The organism is Pseudomonas khavaziana, from assembly GCF_019145205.1.
In the GTDB taxonomy this organism is placed as follows: domain Bacteria; phylum Pseudomonadota; class Gammaproteobacteria; order Pseudomonadales; family Pseudomonadaceae; genus Aquipseudomonas; species Aquipseudomonas khavaziana.
In genome coordinates this window covers 121,314-142,061 of sequence record NZ_JAHSTT010000014.1, presented here as the reverse complement: position 1 = coordinate 142,061, position 20,748 = coordinate 121,314, and the positions used below count along the sequence as shown (strand labels likewise).

The following is a 20,748-nucleotide window of genomic DNA, read 5'->3' as shown; positions in this document are numbered from 1 at the left end:
TAACGGGGCGCCTAAGATCAAAAACACAGCGAGGCGGCCTTATAGCCGACCTGATCGTTGAAGCGTGCGAGTACCCCTGTGGGAGCGGGCTTGCCCGCGAAGGTCGTTAACGATGACACGGGAAACCAGAAAGAACGCGGCGTTCTCAGGTTTTTCGCGAGCAAGCTCGCTCCTACAGAAAAGCAAAAGCGCCGCCGGCGTATCTGCGATGCGCAGCGAGTCGCTCTTGATCTTGCTTTTGACCTTAGGCGCCCCGTTAAACCACGCTGGCCGAACGCAGGCTTGAAGCCGGAGTGAGGGCACACCGAGCCTAGGCGAGGGGCCGAGTGGTGGGGCAAGAGCGTTTTGCTTACTTTTGCCTGGGCCGGCATTCCGGCTGTTCAAAAGTGAGCCGCTGTAAGAGCGGAACCATAAGTGGCCGTTGCCCAAGTAACGGATATGTACCGAGGACGAAAACCAACATCCTGCTCGGCTGTCAGGCCGCCCCGGGAGCAAGCTCCCAAGTTTGCTGCGCGACAGCGTCACATCGAAGATGTGGTGGTGACTCCCACATTTTTTACAGTGCTCACTTGAGTATCAGGCGATTTCGGCAACCACTGCGGCCAACGCTTTGGCAGGATCCGCCGCCTGGCTGATCGGACGACCGATCACCAGATAGTCAGAGCCCGCATCCAACGCCTGGCGCGGGGTCAGGATACGGCGCTGGTCATCCTGGGCACTGCCCGCCGGGCGAATCCCCGGCGTCACCAGTTGCAACGAGGGGTGGGCGTTCTTCAGGGCCTGGGCTTCCAGGGCCGAGCACACCAGGCCGTCCAGGCCGGCTTTCTGCGCCAGGGCCGCCAGGCGCAAGACCTGCTCCTGGGGCTCGATATCCAGGCCAATGCCGGCCAGGTCTTCGCGCTCCATGCTGGTCAGCACAGTCACGCCGATCAGCAGCGGTTTCGGACCGCTGCGTTGTTCCAGCACTTCGCGGCACGCGCTCATCATGCGCAGGCCACCGGAGCAGTGCACATTGACCATCCACACCCCCATCTCGGCCGCAGCCTTCACCGCCATCGCCGTGGTGTTGGGAATATCGTGGAATTTCAGGTCGAGGAACACTTCGAAGCCTTTGTCGCGCAAGGTGCCGACAATTTCAGCCGCGCAACTGGTGAACAGTTCCTTGCCGACCTTGACCCGGCAAAGCTTGGGGTCCAACTGGTCAGCCAGCTTCAGTGCGGCGTCACGGGTGGGGTAATCCAGGGCGACGATGATAGGAGTCTGGCAGACGGACATTGGAATAGGCTCTCAGGCAAGTCGAAATCGGCGCGGATTGTAGCGCAAGCAGCGCCGTTGCGGGATCCGATGATCGGTAAATACTGATCAAATGCCCGAGAGACAGCCGCGACGCGCTGGTCATCCGAGCGCTCACGCAACCGCAACTCGGGTGGCGTCGGCCTGGGCGTGACGATTGCCAGGGAAGCGGCGAGCTTGAGCCTGTAAGAAACACAGGCGGCGGGCTGACCACCGTCATGTGGCGGCCCCGCGCCTGAACGCCTCAGTTACAGGGTTTGTCCTCGCGACGGACTTGCGCCTGAGTGGCGCTCCAGTCGGTCAGCAGGCTGTAGGCCACTGCCAGCAAGGTCGGGCCGATAAACAGGCCGATAAAGCCGAACGCTATCAAGCCACCAAACACGCCCAGCAGCACGATCACCAGCGGCAGGTTGCCACCACGGCTGATCAGGTACGGCTTGAGCACGTTGTCCACGCCGCTGATCACGAACGTGCCCCACACACCCAGGAATACGGCGTAGGTGTAGTCGCCCTTCCACGCCAGCCAGGCCGTAGCCGGGATCCACACCAGCGGCGGGCCCATGGGGATCAGGCTGAGCAGGAAGGTGACAATACCCAGCACCAGCGCACCCGGCACGCCGGCAATCAGGAAGCCGATCAGGGCCAGCAGGGCCTGGGCCGCTGCGGTGCCGATCACACCGTTGACCACCCGTTGCACGGTGCCGGCCACCAGTTCGATGTAATAGCCGGCGCGCTCGCCGATCAGGCGCTCCAGCAGGCGGTGCACAAACATCGCCAGGCGCGGCCCGTCACGGTAGAAAAAGAATACGAAGACCAGGCTCAGGGTCAGCTCGAGAATGCCGCCGCCAATTTGCGCACTGCGTGCCAGCAGCCAATTGCCGACCTGGCCGAGGTACGGCTTGATGCTGACCATCAGCGCCGCGCCTTGTTGATCGATGCTGTCCCACATTCCCACCAGGCGCTCGCCGACTAACGGAATCGAACCCAGCCAGGTCGGCGCCTCGGGCAAGCCGTCGACCTGGATGTCCTTGATCAGCGCCACGGCATCGCGCACATGGTCGGCCAGGTTGAACCCCAGCCATACCAGCGGCACCGCCACCAGCAACATCCAGCCCAGGGTCAGGATGCCGGCGGCAAGGGACTCGCGGCCGCCCAGCCAACGCGTGAGCAAACGCATCAGCGGCCAACTGGCAAACGCCAGCACCGCACCCCAGAACAGCGCCGACCAGAACGGCGCCATGACCCAGAAGCTGGCACCGAACAGCACCAGCAGCAGGATTTGCACCAGCAGGCGATCGTTATTGAGCATCGGGTATCTCGAGACTAAGGCTATTGGAGGAGAGCTTAGGCGAACGGCGCGGGTCCGTTCGCCTGATAAAGGTCAGCGTATCAGATGCAGGTGCAATCCCTTAGCGTCACCGGTGCCGGTTTCCAGGCGGGCAGCGCGCACGCCGGCATCGATCAGTCCCTGGCGCCAGGCTTCGGCGTTCGGCCCGGTCAGGCTGATACGCAAGGTGGTATCGAGGTTCAGGCCGCGGGAAATCAAGGTCAGCCACGTGGCGTCAGGTTCGGCACCCAGCGCCGGGAAGTCCAGCTCGCCGATGCTTTTCAGTTCACGCAACAGGGTGGCCGAAGTCGGCAGCAGGTTACCCAAAGGCGCGCTGGCGTCGAGTTGCTCGACATGCAGGTAAGCGCGACGGTTACCGCGGGTAATGCCGTACAGCGCGATCAGGGAATTGTCCTGCGGAGCGGCCAGGCGCAGCAGCAAGTACTCCTGCTGACCGTCGGCCCCCACCAGCTTGGCGTTGCCGAACACTTCATTGGCCCACAGGCTGCTTTCGCCGCAATCGCGGGCCTGGCACCAGAACAGCAATTGCGCACCGTTGGCCTGCAAGGCTTCGCGCGTTGCCGTGAAGGCCGCGCTGGAGCTGTGCTCGGCGGGCAGTTCATAGGTGATTGCAGTGGCTTGGCCGCGCGCGGTGGCCTGGCCCTCGTAGCGCAACTGGCCGCTGATCTTGCGGATCGCGCCCATGGGGTAGATGCGTTCCTTTTCTTCGGCGGGGCGATAATCGACGATCTGCGCGTCAACCTGGCGGGCCACGGCAGGCAGATCCTGGCTACCTGGCACGTCAGCGGCGAACACCAGGGGGCTGAAACAGCAAAGGCCAAGGGCCCGGAGATATCCTTTACCCAGGCTCATCGGATCAATGAGTCCTGGCCAATGGGGGTGACAGCGGTATTGAGTGTGTACATGGTTGACTCCCTTTCAATCCGCCCAGCCTCGGCAGTTGACCCCGCCAAGTCAAGGCGTGGAGAAGAACCGATTGAAACAGTCTGCAACAAGAGCGGCGCCGGACTCGTCATTCAGGTGTAAATGATGGCCGCCTGGCAGCGTGGTAACGGTGAAGGGAAGCTGGGAAAGCAATTCGGAATGTTTCGCCAACATGCCGTCAGACGCGACCACCAACTGCGTAGGGCAACCTACGCGCCTTACGAAAGCCATGGCCTGCTCATCGGTCAGGCGCGTCGGCGATGCCAAGGTCAGGCGGCTGTCGCTGCGCCAGGTGTAACCGCCCGGCACTGGCATCAGGCCGCGCTGGGCCAGCAGTTCTGCGGCTTCACGACTGACCGCCACCATGCCCTTCATCCGCGCCTCCACCGCTCGATCGAGCGTGCCGTAGACAGGTTTGCGCTTGTCTTGCAGGCTCATTTGCGCCTGCAAGGCCATGCCCAGGCGTTCGGCCGCGTTCTCGGCGCTGGCGGTCGGAGGGATCACGCCATCGATCAAACCCAGGCGCGTCACACGCTCCGGCAAGGCCCCGGCCAACACCAGGGAGACGATGGCACCCAGGGAGTGGCCAAGTAATGCAAAACGTTTCCAGCCAAGCTGTTCAGCCACTTGCAACACGTCATAGACGTAATCCCACAAAGCGTACCCGGCCCCTGCCGGACGATGGTCCGAGTGCCCGTGCCCCGCCAGATCCAGTGCAACAATACGCAACCCATGCAGCTTCGGCGCCAGGCGCGCAAAGCTGTTGGCGTTGTCCAGCCAGCCATGCAGGGCGATCACCGGCAGGCCATCCTCGGGGCCGAACAGATGAGCCGCCAACTCAATGTGCGGCAGCCTCAGGCGAACTTCTTCGACAGGTGTGCTCATGCGCAACTGCGCTCGCGGGCTTGCCAACGGGCGAACAGGTTCTTGATCAAGGTGGCGGTGTCCTGGGGGCGTTCCAGAGGGAACATATGGCCGCCCGGCATGGTGAGCATTTCGCCCATGGGCAGGCGGTCGACGCCGCTGGCATGGTGGCGCATCACCACACGACTCTGGCGCCCACGCACCACCGCCAGCGGCACCTTCAATTGGCGCACCTGGCCCGGGCTGGTGTGGGGCACGCCGCGATAGATGCTGATTTCGGTGGCCGGATCGAACCGCAGGCGCAGGCGGTCGCCCACTTGCTGCAGGCCATGTTGCAGGTACGCGTCAAAACAATCGGGATCGAAGCCACGAAACAGGGTCTTGCCGGCAAAATAGCTGCGTGCAGCATCAAGATCGGAGAACTCTTCACGGCGGCCGAGGGTGCGCCCAGCCGGCGTCAGGCGGTCGATAAAGCCAAAACGCTTGGCGGCACGGATCACCCAGCGGTCGGCTCGGGTCAGCACCGGCGAATCCAGCATTACCACGCCCCGGTACAACTGCGGGCAACGCATGGCCGCGTGCAGGTGCAGCACGCCTCCGAGGGAATGGCCCACGCCCCACACAGGCTCGGGCTGCTGCTCCAGGTGGTGGATCAGCTCATCCACCAGGTTCTGCCAGTTATCATCCACCGGGAACCTGGGGTCGTGACCGTGCTGCGGCAGATGCGCTACCGCATATTCCGGGGCCAGGGCGGCAAACAGCTTGCCGTAGGTGGCCGATGGAAAGCCATTGGCGTGGGTAAAAAACACGTGCTGCGGCATACAGGTTCCATCAACAAAAACAGAGGTGGATTGTCACTAAGGCGGCAGGCTCCAGCAATGACCGTAACTGCCAGGAATGATGACACTCACGCCACGCCTATCGCGCCGGCGGCTTTTCGCCCAGCGGCACCACGGCCATAGTCAGGCGCGAGATACAACTGGCCTTGCCATCGTCGCTGCTCAGGCGGATGTCCCACACCTGGGTCGTGCGCCCGATATGAATGGCCTTGGCCACTGCCGTTACCCGCCCGCTGCGCACACCGCGCAGGTGGTTGGCGTTGACCTCCAGGCCCACGCAATAGAATTTGCTCGCGTCGATGCACAGGTAGGCCGCCATGGAGCCGACACTCTCGGCCAGCACCACCGAGGCGCCGCCGTGCAACAGCCCGTAAGGCTGATGGGTGCGGTGATCGACCACCATGCTGGCGGTGAGGGATTCGTCGTCGAAGCTTTCGAAACGAATATCCAGCAACTCGCCAATGGTGTTTTTCTGCATCGCATTGAGTTGTTCGATATTCGGTTGGGTGCGCCACAGGCTCATAGGATTGTCCTTGTTGATTTTATTACGTGCCTAATCCTGCCACAGAACGGTTTCGGTGCGCGCGCTCCATGCCTGCAAATGTGCCCCGTACGTCGACTCGATCACGTTGCGCTTGATCTTCAAGGTCGGGGTCAGGAAGCCGTTTTCCACCGCCCAACTGTCTTTCACCACCACCAGTTGACGCAGGCGCTCATGTTTATCCAGGGCAGCATTGACCTGTTCCAGCCAATGTTCGAGACCGGCGCCAAGGGTTCGGTGGTCCCCATGCGGCGCCGACAACACACAAAGCCCAATCGGCGCGGCGAGCCCCTCTCCGAGCACACAGACTTGTTCGATGCGCGCATGTTCGGCCAGACGATTTTCAATCGGTGCCGGGGCTACGTATTTGCCTTTGCTGGTCTTGAAGATTTCCTTGAGGCGCCCGGTCAGGCGCAGGCGACCGTCAGCGTCCTGCTCGCCCTTGTCACCGGTTCGCAGGAAGCCGTCCCCGGTGAGCGTTTCAGCGGTTTTCTGCGGGTCCTTGAAATAGCCCAGCATGGTCGCGCCGCTGCGCACCTGCACCTCGCCCGCCGGATCGATGCGCACTTCCACGCCAGGGCATGGCAGGCCGATCCAGCCTAGCTTCTGTGCACCCGGGGTACACACATGGGAATAACCACAGTTTTCGCTCATGCCATACACCTCCAGCACATCCAGGCCCAGGCGCTGATACCAGCGCAACAGCGCCTCGGGCACCGGTGCCGCGCCGGACAAGGCAATGCGCAGCGCATCCAGCCCCAGGCCCGCCAGCACTTTATGGCCCACGCGCTTGCCGATGAACGGCAGGCGCAGCAGGGTCTCGAGGCGCTTTTCCGGGAGCTTGGCGTAGACCCCCAGTTGGAATTTGGTCCAGATACGCGGCACACCAAACAAGGCGGTCGGCCGTGCCCTGCGCAAATCGGTGAGGAAGGTCTCCAGGCTTTGCGCAAAAAACACGGTTTGCCCGGTGTAGATCGAGGCCATTTCCACAAACATGCGTTCGGCCACATGACACAGCGGCAGGTAGGATAGCAGCCGGTCTTCTTCTCCCAGGCCAAACAACTCGGTGCCGCGAGTAGCGGCAAAGCCCAGGGCACCGAACGTGTGCATCACGCCTTTGGGCAGCCCGGTCGTCCCGGAGGTATAGACAATGGTGGCCAATGTCGGGGCAAGAGGTTCGGGGTTGTCCTGGATCGGTGAACAAGCTTGCAGGTCCGCCCAACTGAAATCGAACCTCCCAGCCGGGCACAGCGGCAGGCTGATGGTCGGCACACCCGCTGGAATACCCGGCGCCATTGCCGGCCAGTCATCCAGCTTGCCGATCAACGCCAACGCCGCCTCGGAATGGGTCAGCACGTGGGCAACGGAGTCGGCGGTGAGGTTGGGATAGAGCGGCACCGAGACATGCCCGGCCATCCAGATGGCCAGGTCGGCGATGATCCAGTGCGCACAGTTTTTTGAGATCAGGGCGATGTGCGAGCCCTGGGGCAACTCCCGGCCACGCAGCCAATGGGCGGCGCACCGGGCCTGGTGGCCGACATCACCCCAGGTCAGGGTCTGCACCTCGCCGCCCTCGATAGGTTGCACCAGAAAGACCTTGCGCGGGTGCCGCGCTTCACGCTCGAAGAAAACCTGCAACGGCAAACGAAAAGCGACAGGCATGGGACGCGCTCCTTTGTGATCCGCCAAACAGTCAACCAAGCACTTGCTTGGTTGACTGTATAGCACATACAAAGGCAACGGCCTGCTGGAGCAATAGGCTAGAAGGCTGCGTCGGGCTTAGGCATCAACATGATTTTGGCGCGGCGTCGGCCAGTCAAGCGAACGACATGCTCAAGACAGTGAAGATCCAATGTGGGAGGGGGCTTGCTCCCGATGAGGGAGTGTCAGCAAATGCATCTGGAGCTGACCCACCGCCATCGGGGCAAGCCCCCTCCCACATTTAGATCGTCGTCAGGCCACAGGTCCAGCGTCGCACCAACGCTGTGTAAATACCTATATTAGGGACTCTTCACACCGACCAGGCTCATCAAGCCGGCCAGCGGAAAGTCGCCCTCAAGCTCTGCGAGGCTGGCCGTGTACATCGGCTGCGGCTGGCGCTGATGCCCGTGCAACAGGAAGCTGATCAGGCTGCCCACCAGGGGTTGGTGGCTGACCAGCAGCACGTTGTCGTCGGTATCGAGGTTTTCCAGTACCTGCAGCGGGTTACCGTCGGGCGTCAGCCACGGCACCGTGCGGATGTCCGGCTCAAACGCCAACGCTTCGCGCACCAATTGCGCCGTCTGCTGCGCCCGCACATAGGGGCTGGCAATGATGGCGCTGAGGGGCTGGCCAATCAGGTGCGCCGCGCTGCGCAATACTTCGGCGCGCCCATGCTCGGTGAGGTTACGTTCGGCGTCGGTGCGGGCGTGCCCTTGGGCCTCACCGTGGCGCAGAATCCACAACTTCATAGCTTTGGCTCTTCATCACGCACGGGGTGCGGAGCCGGTGGCACGCTGTGAGCGGCTTCGCCTTCCGGGGCACGCGGGGCCGGCCAATCGGCGAACGGCCAGGGTTTTTGCTCGGTGTGGAAGCTGCCGAAGCGGCCGATCTGCGCGAGGAACTGGCTGAGGCTGTCACCAAAGTTCATCAGGCCCAGGTTAGGTGCGCCGTAGATCAAACGGTAAACCAGCTGCACCACTACCAGCGCGCCGAGCAGCAATTGCGCCACCTGCCACACCAGCGCGAATACCAGCATCCACAGGACACGCAAGGCAATCGACTCGTATTTGGGGGCGGCTTTCGGATCGTTCATGATGCGTTCCTCAGTTGAAACCACTGGTGGAAATAAAGTCGACGTCGGTCTTGGGCTCGGCCCGCATTAACAACTCGATGACCTGGTCCAAGGTGCGCCCTTCGAACAGGATCGCGTGCAGCCCGGCGACCAGCGGCATGTACACACCGACTTCCTGGGCCTTGGCTTTCAATACCTTCAGGGTGTTGACCCCTTCGGCCACTTCGCCCAGGCGCGTCACCGCCTCCTCAAGGCTCAGGCCCTGGCCCAGGGCAAACCCGACCTGATAGTTACGGCTCTTGGGCGATGAACAGGTGACAATCAAGTCGCCCACGCCTGCCAGGCCGAGGAACGTCATAGGGTTAGCGCCCTGGTTTACCGCAAAGCGGGTCATCTCGGCGAGGGCACGGGTAATCAACATACTCTTGGTGTTTTCCCCCATGCCCAGGGCCACGGCCATGCCGGCGATGATCGCGTAGACGTTTTTCAGCGCGCCGCCCAGTTCGACGCCAAAACGGTCGGCGCTGGCATAGACCCGGAACGTACGGCCATGCAACACCGCCTGCACGCGCTCGCACAAGGCTTCGTCTTCGCTGGCGACCACCGTGGCCGTCAGGGCGTGCTCAGCGACTTCCCGCGCCAGGTTCGGCCCGGACAGCACACCAATGCGCGCCTGAGGTGCAATCTCCGTGAGGATTTCACTCATCAGCTTGAACGTGTGCGCCTCGATGCCCTTGGTCAGGCTGACAAGCAGCTTGCCTGCCAGGCGTTCGGCATGGGGGGCGAGCACCGAGCGCAAGGCGCTGGAGGGCAACGCGACAAAGCACAGGTCGCAGGCCGTGAGGGTCTCCAGCAGGTCGGTGACCGGCTCGACCGCCGCATGAATCTTGATGCCTTTAAGGTAACGGGGGTTTTCACGATGCACGCGAATCGCTTCGGCCTGCTCGGGGTCGCGCATCCACTGACGCACTGTCTGGCCGTTCTCGGCCAGCAGGTTAGCCACGGCGGTACCAAAACTTCCGCCTCCCAGGACCGCGATAGGGCGCTGTTCTGTCATATGCAATCCGTTAATCCATAGCAGTGGCGATGCCGGCATTATACGGGGCGCCCCGCTTGCGGCCAGCCCCCGTATCAATTGGCACGCCTGTCGGAAAATGCCACGCCTGTGCGAAGTAATTACAAACCCGACGACTGGCAAATAGCCCCGCCTCGGTTAACATGGGCGGCTATCCGTCATTAACAAGGCCGCGCCGTGTATCTGGGCCCTCCTCCTCGCTCATCACTTTTGTTGATGCTGTTGTGCAGCCTGCCTGCACTGGCTGACGATCTGTTTCTCGACGGCCAGCCGCTGCCGCAGGTATTGACCGCCACACGCCTCAAGCAATCGGCCGCCGCCGTGCCCGGCAGCATGACGGTGATCGACAGCGAGTTGATCAAGGCCAGTGGCGCCCGGGACGTCTCGGAACTGCTGCGGCTGGTACCCGGGATGATGGTCGGCTACACCACTGGCAACCAGGCGTCGGTGAACTACCACGGCACCAGCGCCAGTGATGCACGGCGCATGCAGGTGTTGATCGATGGTCGCTCGGTGTATCGCGCCGGCCTGGCCACTGTGGACTGGAGCGATATTCCGGTGGCCATGGAAGATATCGAGCGCATCGAGGTATTTCGTGGCCCCAATACCGTCAGCTATGGCGCCAATGCGCTGATGGCGGTGGTGAATATCCTCACTCGCTCCCCCACCAACAGTCACGGCTCTCGCATGAAGGTTACACGTGGCGAACGCGGGATCAACGACTTCTATGCCAGCCAGGGCGTGGGATGGGAGACCGGCGATTTGCGCCTGTCGCTGTCCGGGCAACAGGACGACGGTTTTGACAGTAATGCCGTCGGCGCCGACCGCCGTGATGGGCGGCGCCTCAACCGTTTCAGCCTGGCGGTGAGCCAGACCCTGAACGCGCAACAGAGCCTCGACTGGCAGCTGAACGTCAAGGAAGGCACCAACCAGCGCCCATATACCTACACGCCGGTATTTGATGGTATTAGCGAACACGGCAGCAACTCCGACATTACTGCCAAGGACTACGCGGGCTCACTACGCTGGAACGTCGATTTCAACCCCGACCACAGCCTGTACATCCAAGGATCAGCGCAGCAATGGGACCGTCGGCAAATCTGGAAAGCCTGTGATGCCAAGGTCTCATTCAGCCCGCAGCTGACTCAATTGTGGCAGCTCAACCCCAACTACGCCGAACGGTTGGCACGCAACATGGAGACCTATAGCCAAGGCTCCGCCCCGCCCGGCAGCGCCGCTGAACAGGCATTGGCCAACCAAGTGCTCGATCAGTGGAAACACCAGGGTGGCAAGGACAACGTCTGCGGTGATATCGACCAAAGTACCCGGGAAAGCCGCTACGACCTGGAACTGCAGGACACCCTCAGCCTGTCCGATAGCCTGCGCCTGCTCACCGGCTTTAATTACCGCTACGACCGCGCCGACTCGGACACTTACTTCAACGGCACACTGGACGACACCACCTGGCGCCTGTTCGGCCAGCTGGAATGGCGGCCCAGCGAACACTGGCTGCTGCAAGGCGGCGCCATGTACGAAGACACCCACCTGAGCGGCCACTCCCTGACGCCGCGGGTGGCGGTCAATTATCTGATCAACCCGCGCCATGGCTTGCGGGCGGTTTACTCCGAGGCGGTCCGCTCGCCGGACATGTTCGAGAACAACGTCAACTGGAGCTACCGCGTCACCAATCTAAGCTCCCCGACCTATGGGCAAAACTCCGGGCAATATTTTGTCGTGACGCGCGGTCCCGGCAACCTCGACAAAGAACTGATGCGCTCAAGAGAGCTGGGCTACAACGGTTTCTTTGCCGACCTGGGGCTGAATGTCGACGTGAAGCTGTTCTATGACGAAATCACCGACATGATCAGCTCGCCACTGCGCAACAACCAATACATCGCCAGCAACGCCAACAGCTCGCGCTTTACCGGGGCAGAATCACAGTTGGACTGGCGCGTGAGCAACGCCGACCGACTGCGCCTGACCTATGCTTATGTCGACGCCTCTTCAAGCAACCCGTTGGACAAGGCGCAAACCGCCCGCAACAGCGGCTCGGCCGGATGGCTGCGTGAATGGGGCCAGGGCTGGTCCAGCGCAGTGTTCTATTATGGCGACGACGCACTCAATCAATATCGCTTCCAACGTGTGGACTTGCGGGTGGCCAAGCGCATTGCGGTGGCCAAAACCAATGTGGAGCTGGCCGGCATGCTCCAACAACGCCTCGATAACCAGCCCACCACCTGGGCCGACAATAACTACGATCATCGTCATGTCCTCTATTTCAGCGCGGAGCTGGATTTCTGACATGGGTGATCAGTCACGGATGACCCTCCTCTTGATTTTACTGCGCTGGTGCCGCGGCCTGCTGGCGGGCCTGCTGCTGGCGGCTCCGGCGTGGAGCGCCGATATCCTGCTGACCGCAGCCCAAGACAGTGCCGGCCTACAAGCCTTCACCCAGGCCCTTGCGCACCAGCGCCCCGACGACCAGGTCACCTTCACCCCGCTCAGGGACCTGCCGGCGCCGAGCCGGTTGCCCTCCAGCACCCGCTTGATCCTCCTCGACCTGCCCGGCCTCGATTGGCGCCTGCAGGACGCTCAGGGCCCGCCAACGCTGGTGCTGCGCATCAGCCGCCTACAGGCCCGGCAACGCATGGGCAATACGCACCCGGCGAAAATCAGCCTGCTGTGGAGCGACCCGCCGCTGGAACGTCAGTTGCGCCTGATCGCCAGCATCCTGCCCCAGGCCCACCGCATCGGCGTGCTTTACAGTGCCGACAGTGAGTTCCTGCTTCGCGAACTGATGCAGTTCGCCAAACCCATGGGCCTGGAAATCGTGCCGCAACTATGGGGCGACACCAACGACAGCCGCCCGCTGCAAACTCTGTTCAGGAACAGCGACGTGCTGCTTGGCCTCGACGACCCGCAACTGTACAACCCCAAAACCGTAAAGAACCTGTTGCTGAGCAGCTACGCCCAACAACTGCCGCTGGTGGGCCCCAATGCCGGGTTTGTCAGGGCCGGCAGCCTGGCCAGCACCTACAGCGATCAGCCCGACTGGCTCGCCGTACTGGACCGCCTGCTGGACCATGCGCCGGCCAAATGGCCGCACACCTTGTATCCGGAACACTTCAAAGTCGTGGGCAACCCGCAAGTCGCGCGCTCACTGGGCATCGAACAGGTCGATGAAGCCGCCGTCGCCGCCCGCTTGGCCGAAGGAGAAAAACGCCCATGACCTTGCGTCGTCGTTGGAATATCAACACCCGCACACAGCTCATTACCCTGGGCCCCGCACTGTTGCTGACCTTGCTGTTGATCAGTTTCTTTACCTTTGTGCGTATCCAGGATTTGCGCCAGGAACTGGACCACACCGGTCAACTTATCGCCAACCAACTGGCGCCCGCCACCGAGTACGGGGTGATTTCCGGCAACAATGATGTGCTCGAGACCCTGCTGCGCGCGACGTTGGCCACGCCCCACGTACGCTTCCTGGAGATTCAGGACAGCGCCGAAAACATTCTGGTGTATGTCGAGCAACCGTCGGAGAAACATGACCGCTCACTGTCGGTGAAGGTGTTCCAGGCGCCGATCCGCCTGCAGCATATCGAGCTGGGTAATGACTTCTTCCAGGACAACCTCAAGGGCCCCATGGCGCCCCGCGCCGACTACCTGGGCCGGGTGATCGTCGGCATGTCCAACGACGCGTTCAGCCAGCGTCAGCAACAGATGCTGTTCAAGGCCGGGATCCTGGCACTGTTCGCCCTGCTGTTCACCTTCCTGCTGGCGCGACGCCTGGCAGCGAGTCTGTCGCAGCCGATCAGCGCAATGGGCAACGCGGTCAAGGCCATCCAGCAGGGCGACTACAAGACTCCGCTGCCGATTGTCGATGACTCGGAACTGGGCGACCTGTCGCGGCATATCAACAACCTGGCCGAGGGCCTCAACCAAGCCAGCCGCGAACAGCAACAAACCATTGCCCAGTTGATCCAGACCCGCGAGGAAGCGGAGCGTGCGAACAACGCCAAGTCGGATTTCCTGGCGATGATGAGCCACGAGCTGCGCACGCCCATGAACGGTGTGCTGGGCATGCTGCAACTGCTGGAAACCACCGAGATGACCGAAGAGCAGACCGAGTACGCGGCGCTGGCCTCTGAGTCTACCGAGCACCTGCTCAAGGTGATCAACGATATCCTCGACTTCTCGCGCATTGAGCGTGCCGCATTGGAACTGGAACATATTTCCTTCAACCTGGCAGACCTGATCAATAGTTGCGCCCAGGCCTTCCAGCACAGCGCCCAGCAGCGTGGCCTGACCCTGGAGTTGCTGATTCCCACCGGCATGGAAACCCTGCGGGTGCGGGGTGACCCAACGCGTATCCGACAGGTGCTGGTCAACCTGATCGGTAACGCGTTGAAATTTACCGAACATGGCAGCGTGACCGTCGAGCCCCATTGGCAAACCCTGGACAACGAACTGGTCTGGTTCACCTGCACGGTGCGCGACAGCGGTATTGGCATTTCTGCCGAACGCCTGGAGCTGATGTTCGATGCGTTCCAGCAGGCAGACAGTTCCATTTCAAGACGTTACGGCGGCACCGGCCTGGGGCTGCCAATTGCGCGCACCCTGGCCGAGCGCATGGGCGGCACCCTGCGGGCCCGCAGCGAAGAAGGCCGGGGCTCGGTGTTTACCCTGGAAATCCCGCTGGCCATCGACCAGCAACAGGTGCCGGCCGTCGCTCCAGACGCCCTTGGCAAAACCAACGCCGGCGACGGACGCCACGTGTTGCTGGTGGAAGACAACCCGGTCAATCGCACAGTGGTCGAAGCAATGTTGCGCAGCCTGGGTTTTGAAGTCAGTTTGGCCACCGATGGCGCCGAGGCGATCCGCAGCGCCGAGAGCCTGATTTTTACCGCCATCCTGATGGATTGCCGCTTGCCGTTGATCGACGGCTACGAAGCCACCCGACAGATTCGCCAACTGCCCGGCTGCGCCGAGCTGCCGATCATTGCCCTGACGGCCAATGCGTTGCAGGGTGACCGCGAAGCTTGCCTGGCAGCCGGAATGAACGATTACCTGGCCAAGCCGTTCAAACGCACGGATTTGCAGGAAATCCTGCAGCGCTGGGTGCAATAGCGCCGCGCCATCAGCCAACTCTGACTGGCGTGAAAGACGAAAGTGCGGCAGTCTTAGGCACCCGAACGGGCCGATAAACAGGCCCGGTTTAAAATTTCAGTGAACAAGTGTACATTCAGTACCTTGCCGCTGTGACTTTCACTACAACGCAATAGTCTATGTGTAGGCTGCCGCTATGAGGCATGAACGCTTCATTCGGTTCGGGAAGATTTGCCCTACCCTGCCGCATGGGATTATTGAGGAGCTCGCATGACCAAACAAAACGCCTTTACTCGGGAAGACCTGCTGCGCTGCAGTCGCGGTGAGCTGTTCGGCCCTGGTAACGCGCAACTGCCCGCCCCGAACATGCTGATGGTGGATCGCATCACCCATATCAGCGAAGAGGGTGGCAAGTACGGCAAAGGTGAATTGGTCGCCGAGCTGGATATCACCCCGGACCTCTGGTTCTTCGCCTGCCATTTCGAAGGTGACCCTGTGATGCCGGGCTGCCTGGGCCTCGATGCCATGTGGCAACTGGTCGGTTTCTACCTGGGCTGGCAAGGCCTGCCGGGCCGCGGCCGCGCCCTGGGTTCGGGCGAAGTGAAGTTCTTTGGCCAGGTCCTGCCGAGCGCCAAGAAAGTCACCTACAACATTCAAATCAAGCGCGTCCTCAAGGGCAAGCTGAACCTGGCCATCGCCGACGGTTCGGTGACTGTCGACGGTCGCGAGATCTATACTGCCGAAGGCCTTCGGGTCGGCGTATTCACTTCCACTGACAACTTTTAAGGGTTATCCGCATGCGCCGCGTCGTTATCACTGGTCTGGGCATCGTTTCTTGCCTGGGCAATGACAAAGAGACCGTCACCGCTAACCTGCGTGCAAGTCGCCCTGGCATCCGCTTCAACCCGGAATATGCCGAAATGGGTCTGCGTAGCCAGGTTTCCGGCTCCATCGACCTGCCCCTCGAAGAACTGATCGATCGCAAGATCTATCGCTTCGTCGGCCACGCTGCCGCCTATGCCTACCTGGCCATGAAAGACGCGATCGCCGACTCCGGCCTGAGCGAAGACCAGGTGTCGAACGTACGTACCGGCCTGATCGCCGGCTCCGGCGGCGCATCGACCCTCAACCAGATGGAAGCGCTGGACATCCTGCGCGAAAAAGGCGTGAAGCGCGTTGGCCCGTACCGTGTCACGCGGACCATGGGCAGCACCGTTTCGGCTTGCCTGGCCACGCCGTTCGCGATCAAGGGCGTGAACTACTCGATTTCCTCCGCGTGCGCCACAAGCGCCCACTGCATCGGGACTGCCGTTGAGCAGATCCAGTTGGGCAAACAGGACATCGTGTTCGCTGGCGGCGGTGAAGAAGAACATTGGAGCCAGTCGTTCCTGTTCGACGCCATGGGCGCGCTGTCCACCCAGTACAACGACACCCCGGAAAAAGCCTCCCGTGCCTACGACGCCAAGCGTGACGGTTTCGTCATCGCCGGCGGTGGCGGCATGGTGGTGGTCGAGGAGCTGGAACACGCCCTGGCCCGTGGCGCGAAGATCTACGCGGAAATCGTTGGCTACGGCGCAACATCCGATGGCTACGACATGGTTGCGCCAAGCGGCGAAGGTGCCATCCGCTGCATGCAGATGGCAATGGCCACCGTGGATACCCCAATCGACTACCTGAACACCCATGGCACCTCGACTCCGGTCGGTGATGCCAAGGAAATGGAAGGCGTGCGTGCGGTATTCGGCGACAAGGCTCCAAAGATCAGCTCCACCAAGAGCCTGTCCGGTCACTCCCTGGGCGCTGCCGGCGTTCACGAAGCGATCTACTGCCTGCTCATGATGGAAGGCAACTTCATGGCCGGCTCGGCCAACATCGACGAGATTGATCCGGTTGTAGCCGATATGCCGATCCTGACCAAGACCGTTGAAAACGCCAAGATCGACACCGTGATGAGCAACAGCTTCGGCTTCGGTGGCACCAACGCCACCCTGGTACTGAAACGCTGGCAGGGCAAGTAAGCCCCGCAGGCTGAGTCACCTGAAAAAGCCCCGACTGGTTCGGGGCTTTTTTATGGGTGAACGGAAACCGAGGCGCCTGCTTCGCACCGGTCAAGGCAAAAAACGCAGTATCAGGGTGTGACGCCATTGCGAGGCGACTTGGGCAGTATCGCCAGGAAATTATCCCGCGCCACCTTGCGGGCCACGTCCTCGGGCAACGCATCGAGAAACGGGTCGAAGCGGCGCATTTCCTTGCCCAGTTTATTGAAGCGCCCGACCACGTCGGAACCGAGCATAAAGCGCTCCGGGAAGCGCTCCACCAACTTCACCCATTCCGGCCGAGGCTGACCTGCCTCATCCAGCAGGTAGGGCCTGAGCATGCTCCAGGACAGGTCGATATACAGGTTGGGGTACGCCTCGAGCATGCGGTTCAAGGTGGGCAGCAAAAAGTCCATCTGCACCTGATGCCGGTGGATTTCCTTGCTCGTGCCGGCATGGGCCCAGATAAAGCGTGTGTGTGGGTGGTTGCGCAACGGCTCCTCGACTTCCGCGAGATACAGCGGATTACGCTCGCGCTTGGAGGTGATGTTGGAGTGCAGCATCACCGGCAGGTCGTTTTCGGCAGCCAGGTGATAGATACGCGTCATCGCTTCGTTGTTGGCGCGGGGCGTGTCACCGGAGGTCAGGGCGGTGAGGTCGTCGTGACGGGTGAACACTTCACCGATGCCCTGCCACAGCCCGGGGTTGAGATCGAGCATGCGCTGGATGTGGGCAGCGGAGTTCTTGTCGTTGGGATTGAAGCCGGCCAGGAACGGATGAAAGTGTTGGCGTTGCTCGGGTGCCAGCTTATTGACCGCTGCCGCGACAATCACATCGGTAGCACTGTACCAATAGGCATCGGCGTCATCACCGGCGTAGTAGCGCGGGCGCTTGGGCTCGTCTTCGTGCCATTTCTTGGCCACGGGGATACCGGAAATCATCACATGCTCGATGCGGTTTTCGGCCATCGCCTTGAGCAGTTTGTCCATGCCTGCCGTTTCCTGGAAAAAATCCACATAGTGCAGGTGCGCGTCACTGTAGACATAGTCGCGCGCCTGCGCGGCAAGGCTGCTGGCAGCGAGTAACAAGGCAAGACTCAGGCGGGTCCGAAGCACGGTAACACCTCAATTAGGCTAATACGGGTAGACCTTGCGCCAGTCATCCCGGTTCAGCACGGAAAAACGGGAACACTCGGGCGCCAGCATGCTCTATAACTGCATGACCTTCATCCTGCCCTCTCGTGAGGTTCGCCATGCCTGTTACCGTCAATACACTGAACGCTGAAAACTTCCGTCACAGCGTCAATATCAACAACCACGAGCTGTTTACCGACCTGCCCAAGAGCCTGGGTGGCGACGACTCGGCGCCCTCCCCCCACGATTATTTCGATGCTGCGCTGGCGTCATGCAAAGCCTTGACGGTCAGGCTTTACGCGCAGAAGAAAGATATCCCGCTCACCGGCGTGACCGTTGAAGTCACCCACGACGCCGCCGAAGAGCAAAAAGGCAAATACAAACTCAGCGTCAAATTGACCCTCAAGGGTGTACTGAGCGATGAGCAGCGCGAGGAGCTGCATCGTGTCGCGGACAAGTGCCCGGTACACAAGCTGATGACCACCGCCGAAATCAGCATTGAGACGAAATTATCGGAAGGTGCCTTCAGCGCATAGCACCAACTTCCCATCGAGCGGGTTATGCTCAGCCGCATCCAACCCGCTCAGACAGGGATGCCCCATGACCACCCTCACCGTGATCCGCCCCCACGCCGAAGATGTCGAAGGCCAGCCGATCCTGCGCCCGCTGCCCTCACGCGAATGCCGCAGCGTCGGGCCCTTTGTGTTTTTCGACCATATGCTGCCGACCCGCTATGCACCAGGCACGGGCATGAATATCCGCCAGCACCCGCATATCGGCCTGTCCACCCTCACCTATCTGTTTGAAGGCGCCTTGCAGCACAAGGACAGCCTCGGCTCAGATCAGGTGGTGCAAGCCGGTGATGTGAGCTGGATGACCGCGGGGAGCGCGATTGCCCATGTCGAGCGTACCCCCGAAGCGCTCAAGAGCAGTGGTTTCAGCCTGCATGGCCTGCAAGTATGGCTGGCCTCACCCAAGGACCACGAGACCGGGCCTGGCCATTACAGCCATCACCCGGCGGCGAGCTTGCCGATGAGCGATAACCTCGGCGTGCAGGTGCGCCTGATCGCGGGTGATGGCTTCTGCCTCAAGTCTCCGGTGCCGGTGCTATCGCCGACGTTATATGCCGAGGTGCGGATGCAGACGGCTACCACGTTATTGCTCCCCGATGAGCATGAGGAACGCGCGGTGTATGTGCTGGAAGGTGATGCGCAGCTCGACGGAGAGCCGCTGGCAGTGCATAGCCTGGTGGTATTGCCGCCAGGGCAAGAGATGACACTGTTTGCCGAGACCGATTGCCATGTGATGGTGTTTGGTGGGGCGCCGCTGGATGGGCCGCGGCGGATCAACTGGAATTTCGTGGCGAGCGATCCGGCGATGATCGAGCAGGCACGGCAGCGGTGGGCGGCTGGGGATTGGCCGACGGTGCCGGGGGAGTCAGAAAGAATTGAGTTGCCTGTGAAATAGTCATCGCCGTAACCACGATGCGAAGCGAGCCGCTCTTGAACTTGATCTTGATCTGCTTTTGATCTCAGGCGCCCCGTTAAACCACGCTGGCCGGAATTCGACAAGGATTTGGGGGGTAAACCGGCAGGGATGCCGGTTTAGCCGCCCCGCGCCATGGATGGCGCGTGGCGGCGCCCCCCCCAAATACATGTCGGATTACGGGCACACCGAGCCTAAGCGAGGTGCCGAGTGGTGGGGCAAGAGCGTTTGGTTACTTTGCGCTTTTCAAAGTGACCCGCTGTAAAAGCGGAACCAATAGTGGCCGTTACCTAAACAATGGATATGTACTCTGCTTAAACCAAGACCCCGGTCGGCTCTAAGGCCGCCATCGGGGGCCCCTCCCACAAGGGATCTGCGCTTAACCGACTGGCATTAGGGCAAGCCCGCTCCCACATTTGCACCGCTCGGCATCAGTTGGATCCCCGTCGTCTGCCAGACCATCGCGGGAGCAAGCGCCCTCGTCACGGATCAGGGCCACGCCAGAGCTGTGTAGATACCCATGCCCCGATGAGGCCCGAACAGGCGCTGAAAAATCAGCCCTTGAACACTTCATCCAACAAGTTATGCATCGACTGGAACGCCCGTGCAGCGGTCTTGGCATCGTACATCATCTTGCCCGGCACATTGGCCTCAGGGTCGGTGAAGGAATGCACCGCGCCACCGTAGCTCAGCAACTGCCAATCCACACCCGCCGCGCTCATTTCATCTTCGAACGCCGGCAGTTGTTCTTTGGGCACCAACGGATCGGAAGCACCGTGCAAGACCAGCACCGAGCCCTTGATATTCTTCGCATCCGCCGGATTTGGCGTATCAAGGGTGCCGTGGAACGAGATCGCTGCCTTGAGCGGTGCCCCAGTACGCGCCAACTCCAAAGAGCAGCAACCGCCGAAGCAGAAACCGAAGGTCGCCAGCTTCGACGTATCGACGGCCGCCTCGGTCTGGCCCTGCAACTGCTCAAAGGCCGATTGCATGCGCTTGTTCAGCAGCGCGCGATCATTTTTCAGCGGCATCATCGCCGCACCGGCTTCATCGCCATTGCTTGGACGCACGGTTTGCCCGTAGAGGTCGGCAATCAGCACTACGTAGCCTTTGCTGGCGACACGCTTGGCGATCTCCTCGGCGCCTGCACTCACCCCCATCCAGTTCGGTGCCATAAGCAAGCCCGGCAGCGGGCCCTTGTGGCTGGCATCGAACGCCAGGCGGCTTTCATAAGACTGGCCATCAATCTGATAGACCACGGAACGTACAGTGACTTGGCTCATCATTTTCCCCAATTTAGATGGATTGACGATGCCCCCTGTAGGAGCGAG

At 61.5% G+C, this 20,748-nt stretch carries 19 protein-coding genes and 1 pseudogene; 8 read left to right on the top strand and 12 right to left on the bottom strand.

Features of this window, described 5'->3' with window-relative positions; genetic code table 11:
* Nucleotides 1-576 precede the first annotated feature (576 nt).
* On the bottom strand, nt 577-1,275 hold the full coding sequence (gene pyrF, locus KVH01_RS25305; RefSeq protein WP_043051239.1) for an orotidine-5'-phosphate decarboxylase: 699 nt from the start codon (nt 1,273-1,275) through the stop codon (nt 577-579).
* A gap of 126 nt (nt 1,276-1,401) precedes the next feature.
* Here pyrF and KVH01_RS30710 point away from each other — a divergent pair.
* Nucleotides 1,402-1,532: pseudogene (locus tag KVH01_RS30710) on the top strand (two-component sensor histidine kinase); the annotation flags it as partial.
* 5 nt (nt 1,533-1,537) lie between these two features.
* On the opposite strand, the gene KVH01_RS25300 reads toward KVH01_RS30710, so the two are convergent.
* From KVH01_RS25300 to KVH01_RS25260, 9 genes are all read right to left on the bottom strand, one after another.
* Entirely contained in the window at nt 1,538-2,602 is a 1,065-nt protein-coding gene (locus KVH01_RS25300) for an AI-2E family transporter (RefSeq protein ID WP_043051240.1), read from the bottom strand.
* A gap of 72 nt (nt 2,603-2,674) precedes the next feature.
* Nucleotides 2,675-3,493: a DUF4892 domain-containing protein gene (locus KVH01_RS25295; protein WP_217883301.1), complete on the bottom strand. Its 819-nt coding sequence runs from the start codon at nt 3,491-3,493 to the stop codon at nt 2,675-2,677.
* A 102-nt stretch (nt 3,494-3,595) separates the two neighbouring features.
* Entirely contained in the window at nt 3,596-4,450 is an 855-nt protein-coding gene (locus KVH01_RS25290; RefSeq protein WP_217883300.1) for an alpha/beta fold hydrolase, read from the bottom strand.
* Nucleotides 4,447-5,250, bottom strand: a complete 804-nt coding sequence (locus KVH01_RS25285; RefSeq protein WP_043051243.1) for an alpha/beta fold hydrolase — start codon at nt 5,248-5,250, stop codon at nt 4,447-4,449. The genes KVH01_RS25290 and KVH01_RS25285 overlap by 4 nt, the downstream gene beginning before the upstream one ends.
* Before the next feature lie 97 nt (nt 5,251-5,347).
* Nucleotides 5,348-5,791 carry a hotdog fold thioesterase gene (locus tag KVH01_RS25280; RefSeq protein ID WP_043051244.1) on the bottom strand — a complete coding sequence of 148 codons (444 nt, stop codon included), beginning with the start codon at nt 5,789-5,791 and terminating at the stop codon, nt 5,348-5,350.
* Between the two features lie 30 nt (nt 5,792-5,821).
* Complete coding sequence (locus tag KVH01_RS25275) at nt 5,822-7,471, bottom strand: AMP-binding protein (protein ID WP_217883299.1); 1,650 nt, start codon at nt 7,469-7,471, stop codon at nt 5,822-5,824.
* A 338-nt stretch (nt 7,472-7,809) separates the two neighbouring features.
* Nucleotides 7,810-8,259, bottom strand: coding sequence for a phosphohistidine phosphatase SixA (gene sixA / locus KVH01_RS25270; RefSeq protein WP_043051246.1), 450 nt, complete (start codon nt 8,257-8,259; stop codon nt 7,810-7,812).
* Nucleotides 8,256-8,606 carry a DUF4389 domain-containing protein gene (locus KVH01_RS25265; protein WP_173664508.1) on the bottom strand — a complete coding sequence of 117 codons (351 nt, stop codon included), beginning with the start codon at nt 8,604-8,606 and terminating at the stop codon, nt 8,256-8,258. Before KVH01_RS25265 ends, sixA begins: the two co-directional genes overlap by 4 nt.
* A 7-nt stretch (nt 8,607-8,613) precedes the next feature.
* Nucleotides 8,614-9,639 (bottom strand): NAD(P)H-dependent glycerol-3-phosphate dehydrogenase, encoded by a 1,026-nt coding sequence (locus KVH01_RS25260; RefSeq protein ID WP_217883298.1) that lies wholly within the window; start codon nt 9,637-9,639, stop codon nt 8,614-8,616.
* A 195-nt stretch (nt 9,640-9,834) separates the two neighbouring features.
* Between KVH01_RS25260 and KVH01_RS25255 the strand changes: the two genes are divergently transcribed.
* The 5 genes from KVH01_RS25255 (at nt 9,835) to fabB (ending at nt 16,781) form a co-directional block, all read left to right on the top strand.
* Nucleotides 9,835-11,958: a TonB-dependent receptor plug domain-containing protein gene (locus KVH01_RS25255; protein WP_318836587.1), complete on the top strand. Its 2,124-nt coding sequence runs from the start codon at nt 9,835-9,837 to the stop codon at nt 11,956-11,958.
* A 1-nt stretch (nt 11,959) separates the two neighbouring features.
* A complete protein-coding gene (locus tag KVH01_RS25250) occupies nt 11,960-12,886 on the top strand; it encodes an ABC transporter substrate-binding protein (RefSeq protein ID WP_217883296.1) in 927 nt (308 codons plus the stop codon).
* Entirely contained in the window at nt 12,883-14,784 is a 1,902-nt protein-coding gene (locus KVH01_RS25245; protein WP_217883295.1) for an ATP-binding protein, read from the top strand. Before KVH01_RS25250 ends, KVH01_RS25245 begins: the two co-directional genes overlap by 4 nt.
* A gap of 249 nt (nt 14,785-15,033) precedes the next feature.
* Complete coding sequence (gene fabA / locus KVH01_RS25240; RefSeq protein WP_003190035.1) at nt 15,034-15,549, top strand: 3-hydroxyacyl-[acyl-carrier-protein] dehydratase FabA; 516 nt, start codon at nt 15,034-15,036, stop codon at nt 15,547-15,549.
* A gap of 11 nt (nt 15,550-15,560) precedes the next feature.
* On the top strand, nt 15,561-16,781 hold the full coding sequence (gene fabB / locus KVH01_RS25235) for a beta-ketoacyl-ACP synthase I (RefSeq protein ID WP_217883294.1): 1,221 nt from the start codon (nt 15,561-15,563) through the stop codon (nt 16,779-16,781).
* A 110-nt stretch (nt 16,782-16,891) separates the two neighbouring features.
* Here fabB and KVH01_RS25230 read toward each other — a convergent pair whose 3' ends face one another.
* Entirely contained in the window at nt 16,892-17,914 is a 1,023-nt protein-coding gene (locus KVH01_RS25230) for an amidohydrolase family protein (RefSeq protein WP_217883293.1), read from the bottom strand.
* Nucleotides 17,915-18,051: 137 nt separating this feature from the next.
* Here KVH01_RS25230 and KVH01_RS25225 point away from each other — a divergent pair, with 137 nt between their 5' ends.
* On the top strand, nt 18,052-18,468 hold the full coding sequence (locus KVH01_RS25225; protein WP_043051254.1) for an OsmC family protein: 417 nt from the start codon (nt 18,052-18,054) through the stop codon (nt 18,466-18,468).
* Nucleotides 18,469-18,532: 64 nt separating this feature from the next.
* Nucleotides 18,533-19,399, top strand: a complete 867-nt coding sequence (locus tag KVH01_RS25220) for a pirin family protein (protein WP_217883292.1) — start codon at nt 18,533-18,535, stop codon at nt 19,397-19,399.
* 572 nt (nt 19,400-19,971) lie between these two features.
* Here the strand turns inward: KVH01_RS25220 and KVH01_RS25215 are convergent.
* Nucleotides 19,972-20,700, bottom strand: coding sequence for a dienelactone hydrolase family protein (locus KVH01_RS25215; RefSeq protein ID WP_217883291.1), 729 nt, complete (start codon nt 20,698-20,700; stop codon nt 19,972-19,974).
* Nucleotides 20,701-20,748 lie beyond the last annotated feature (48 nt).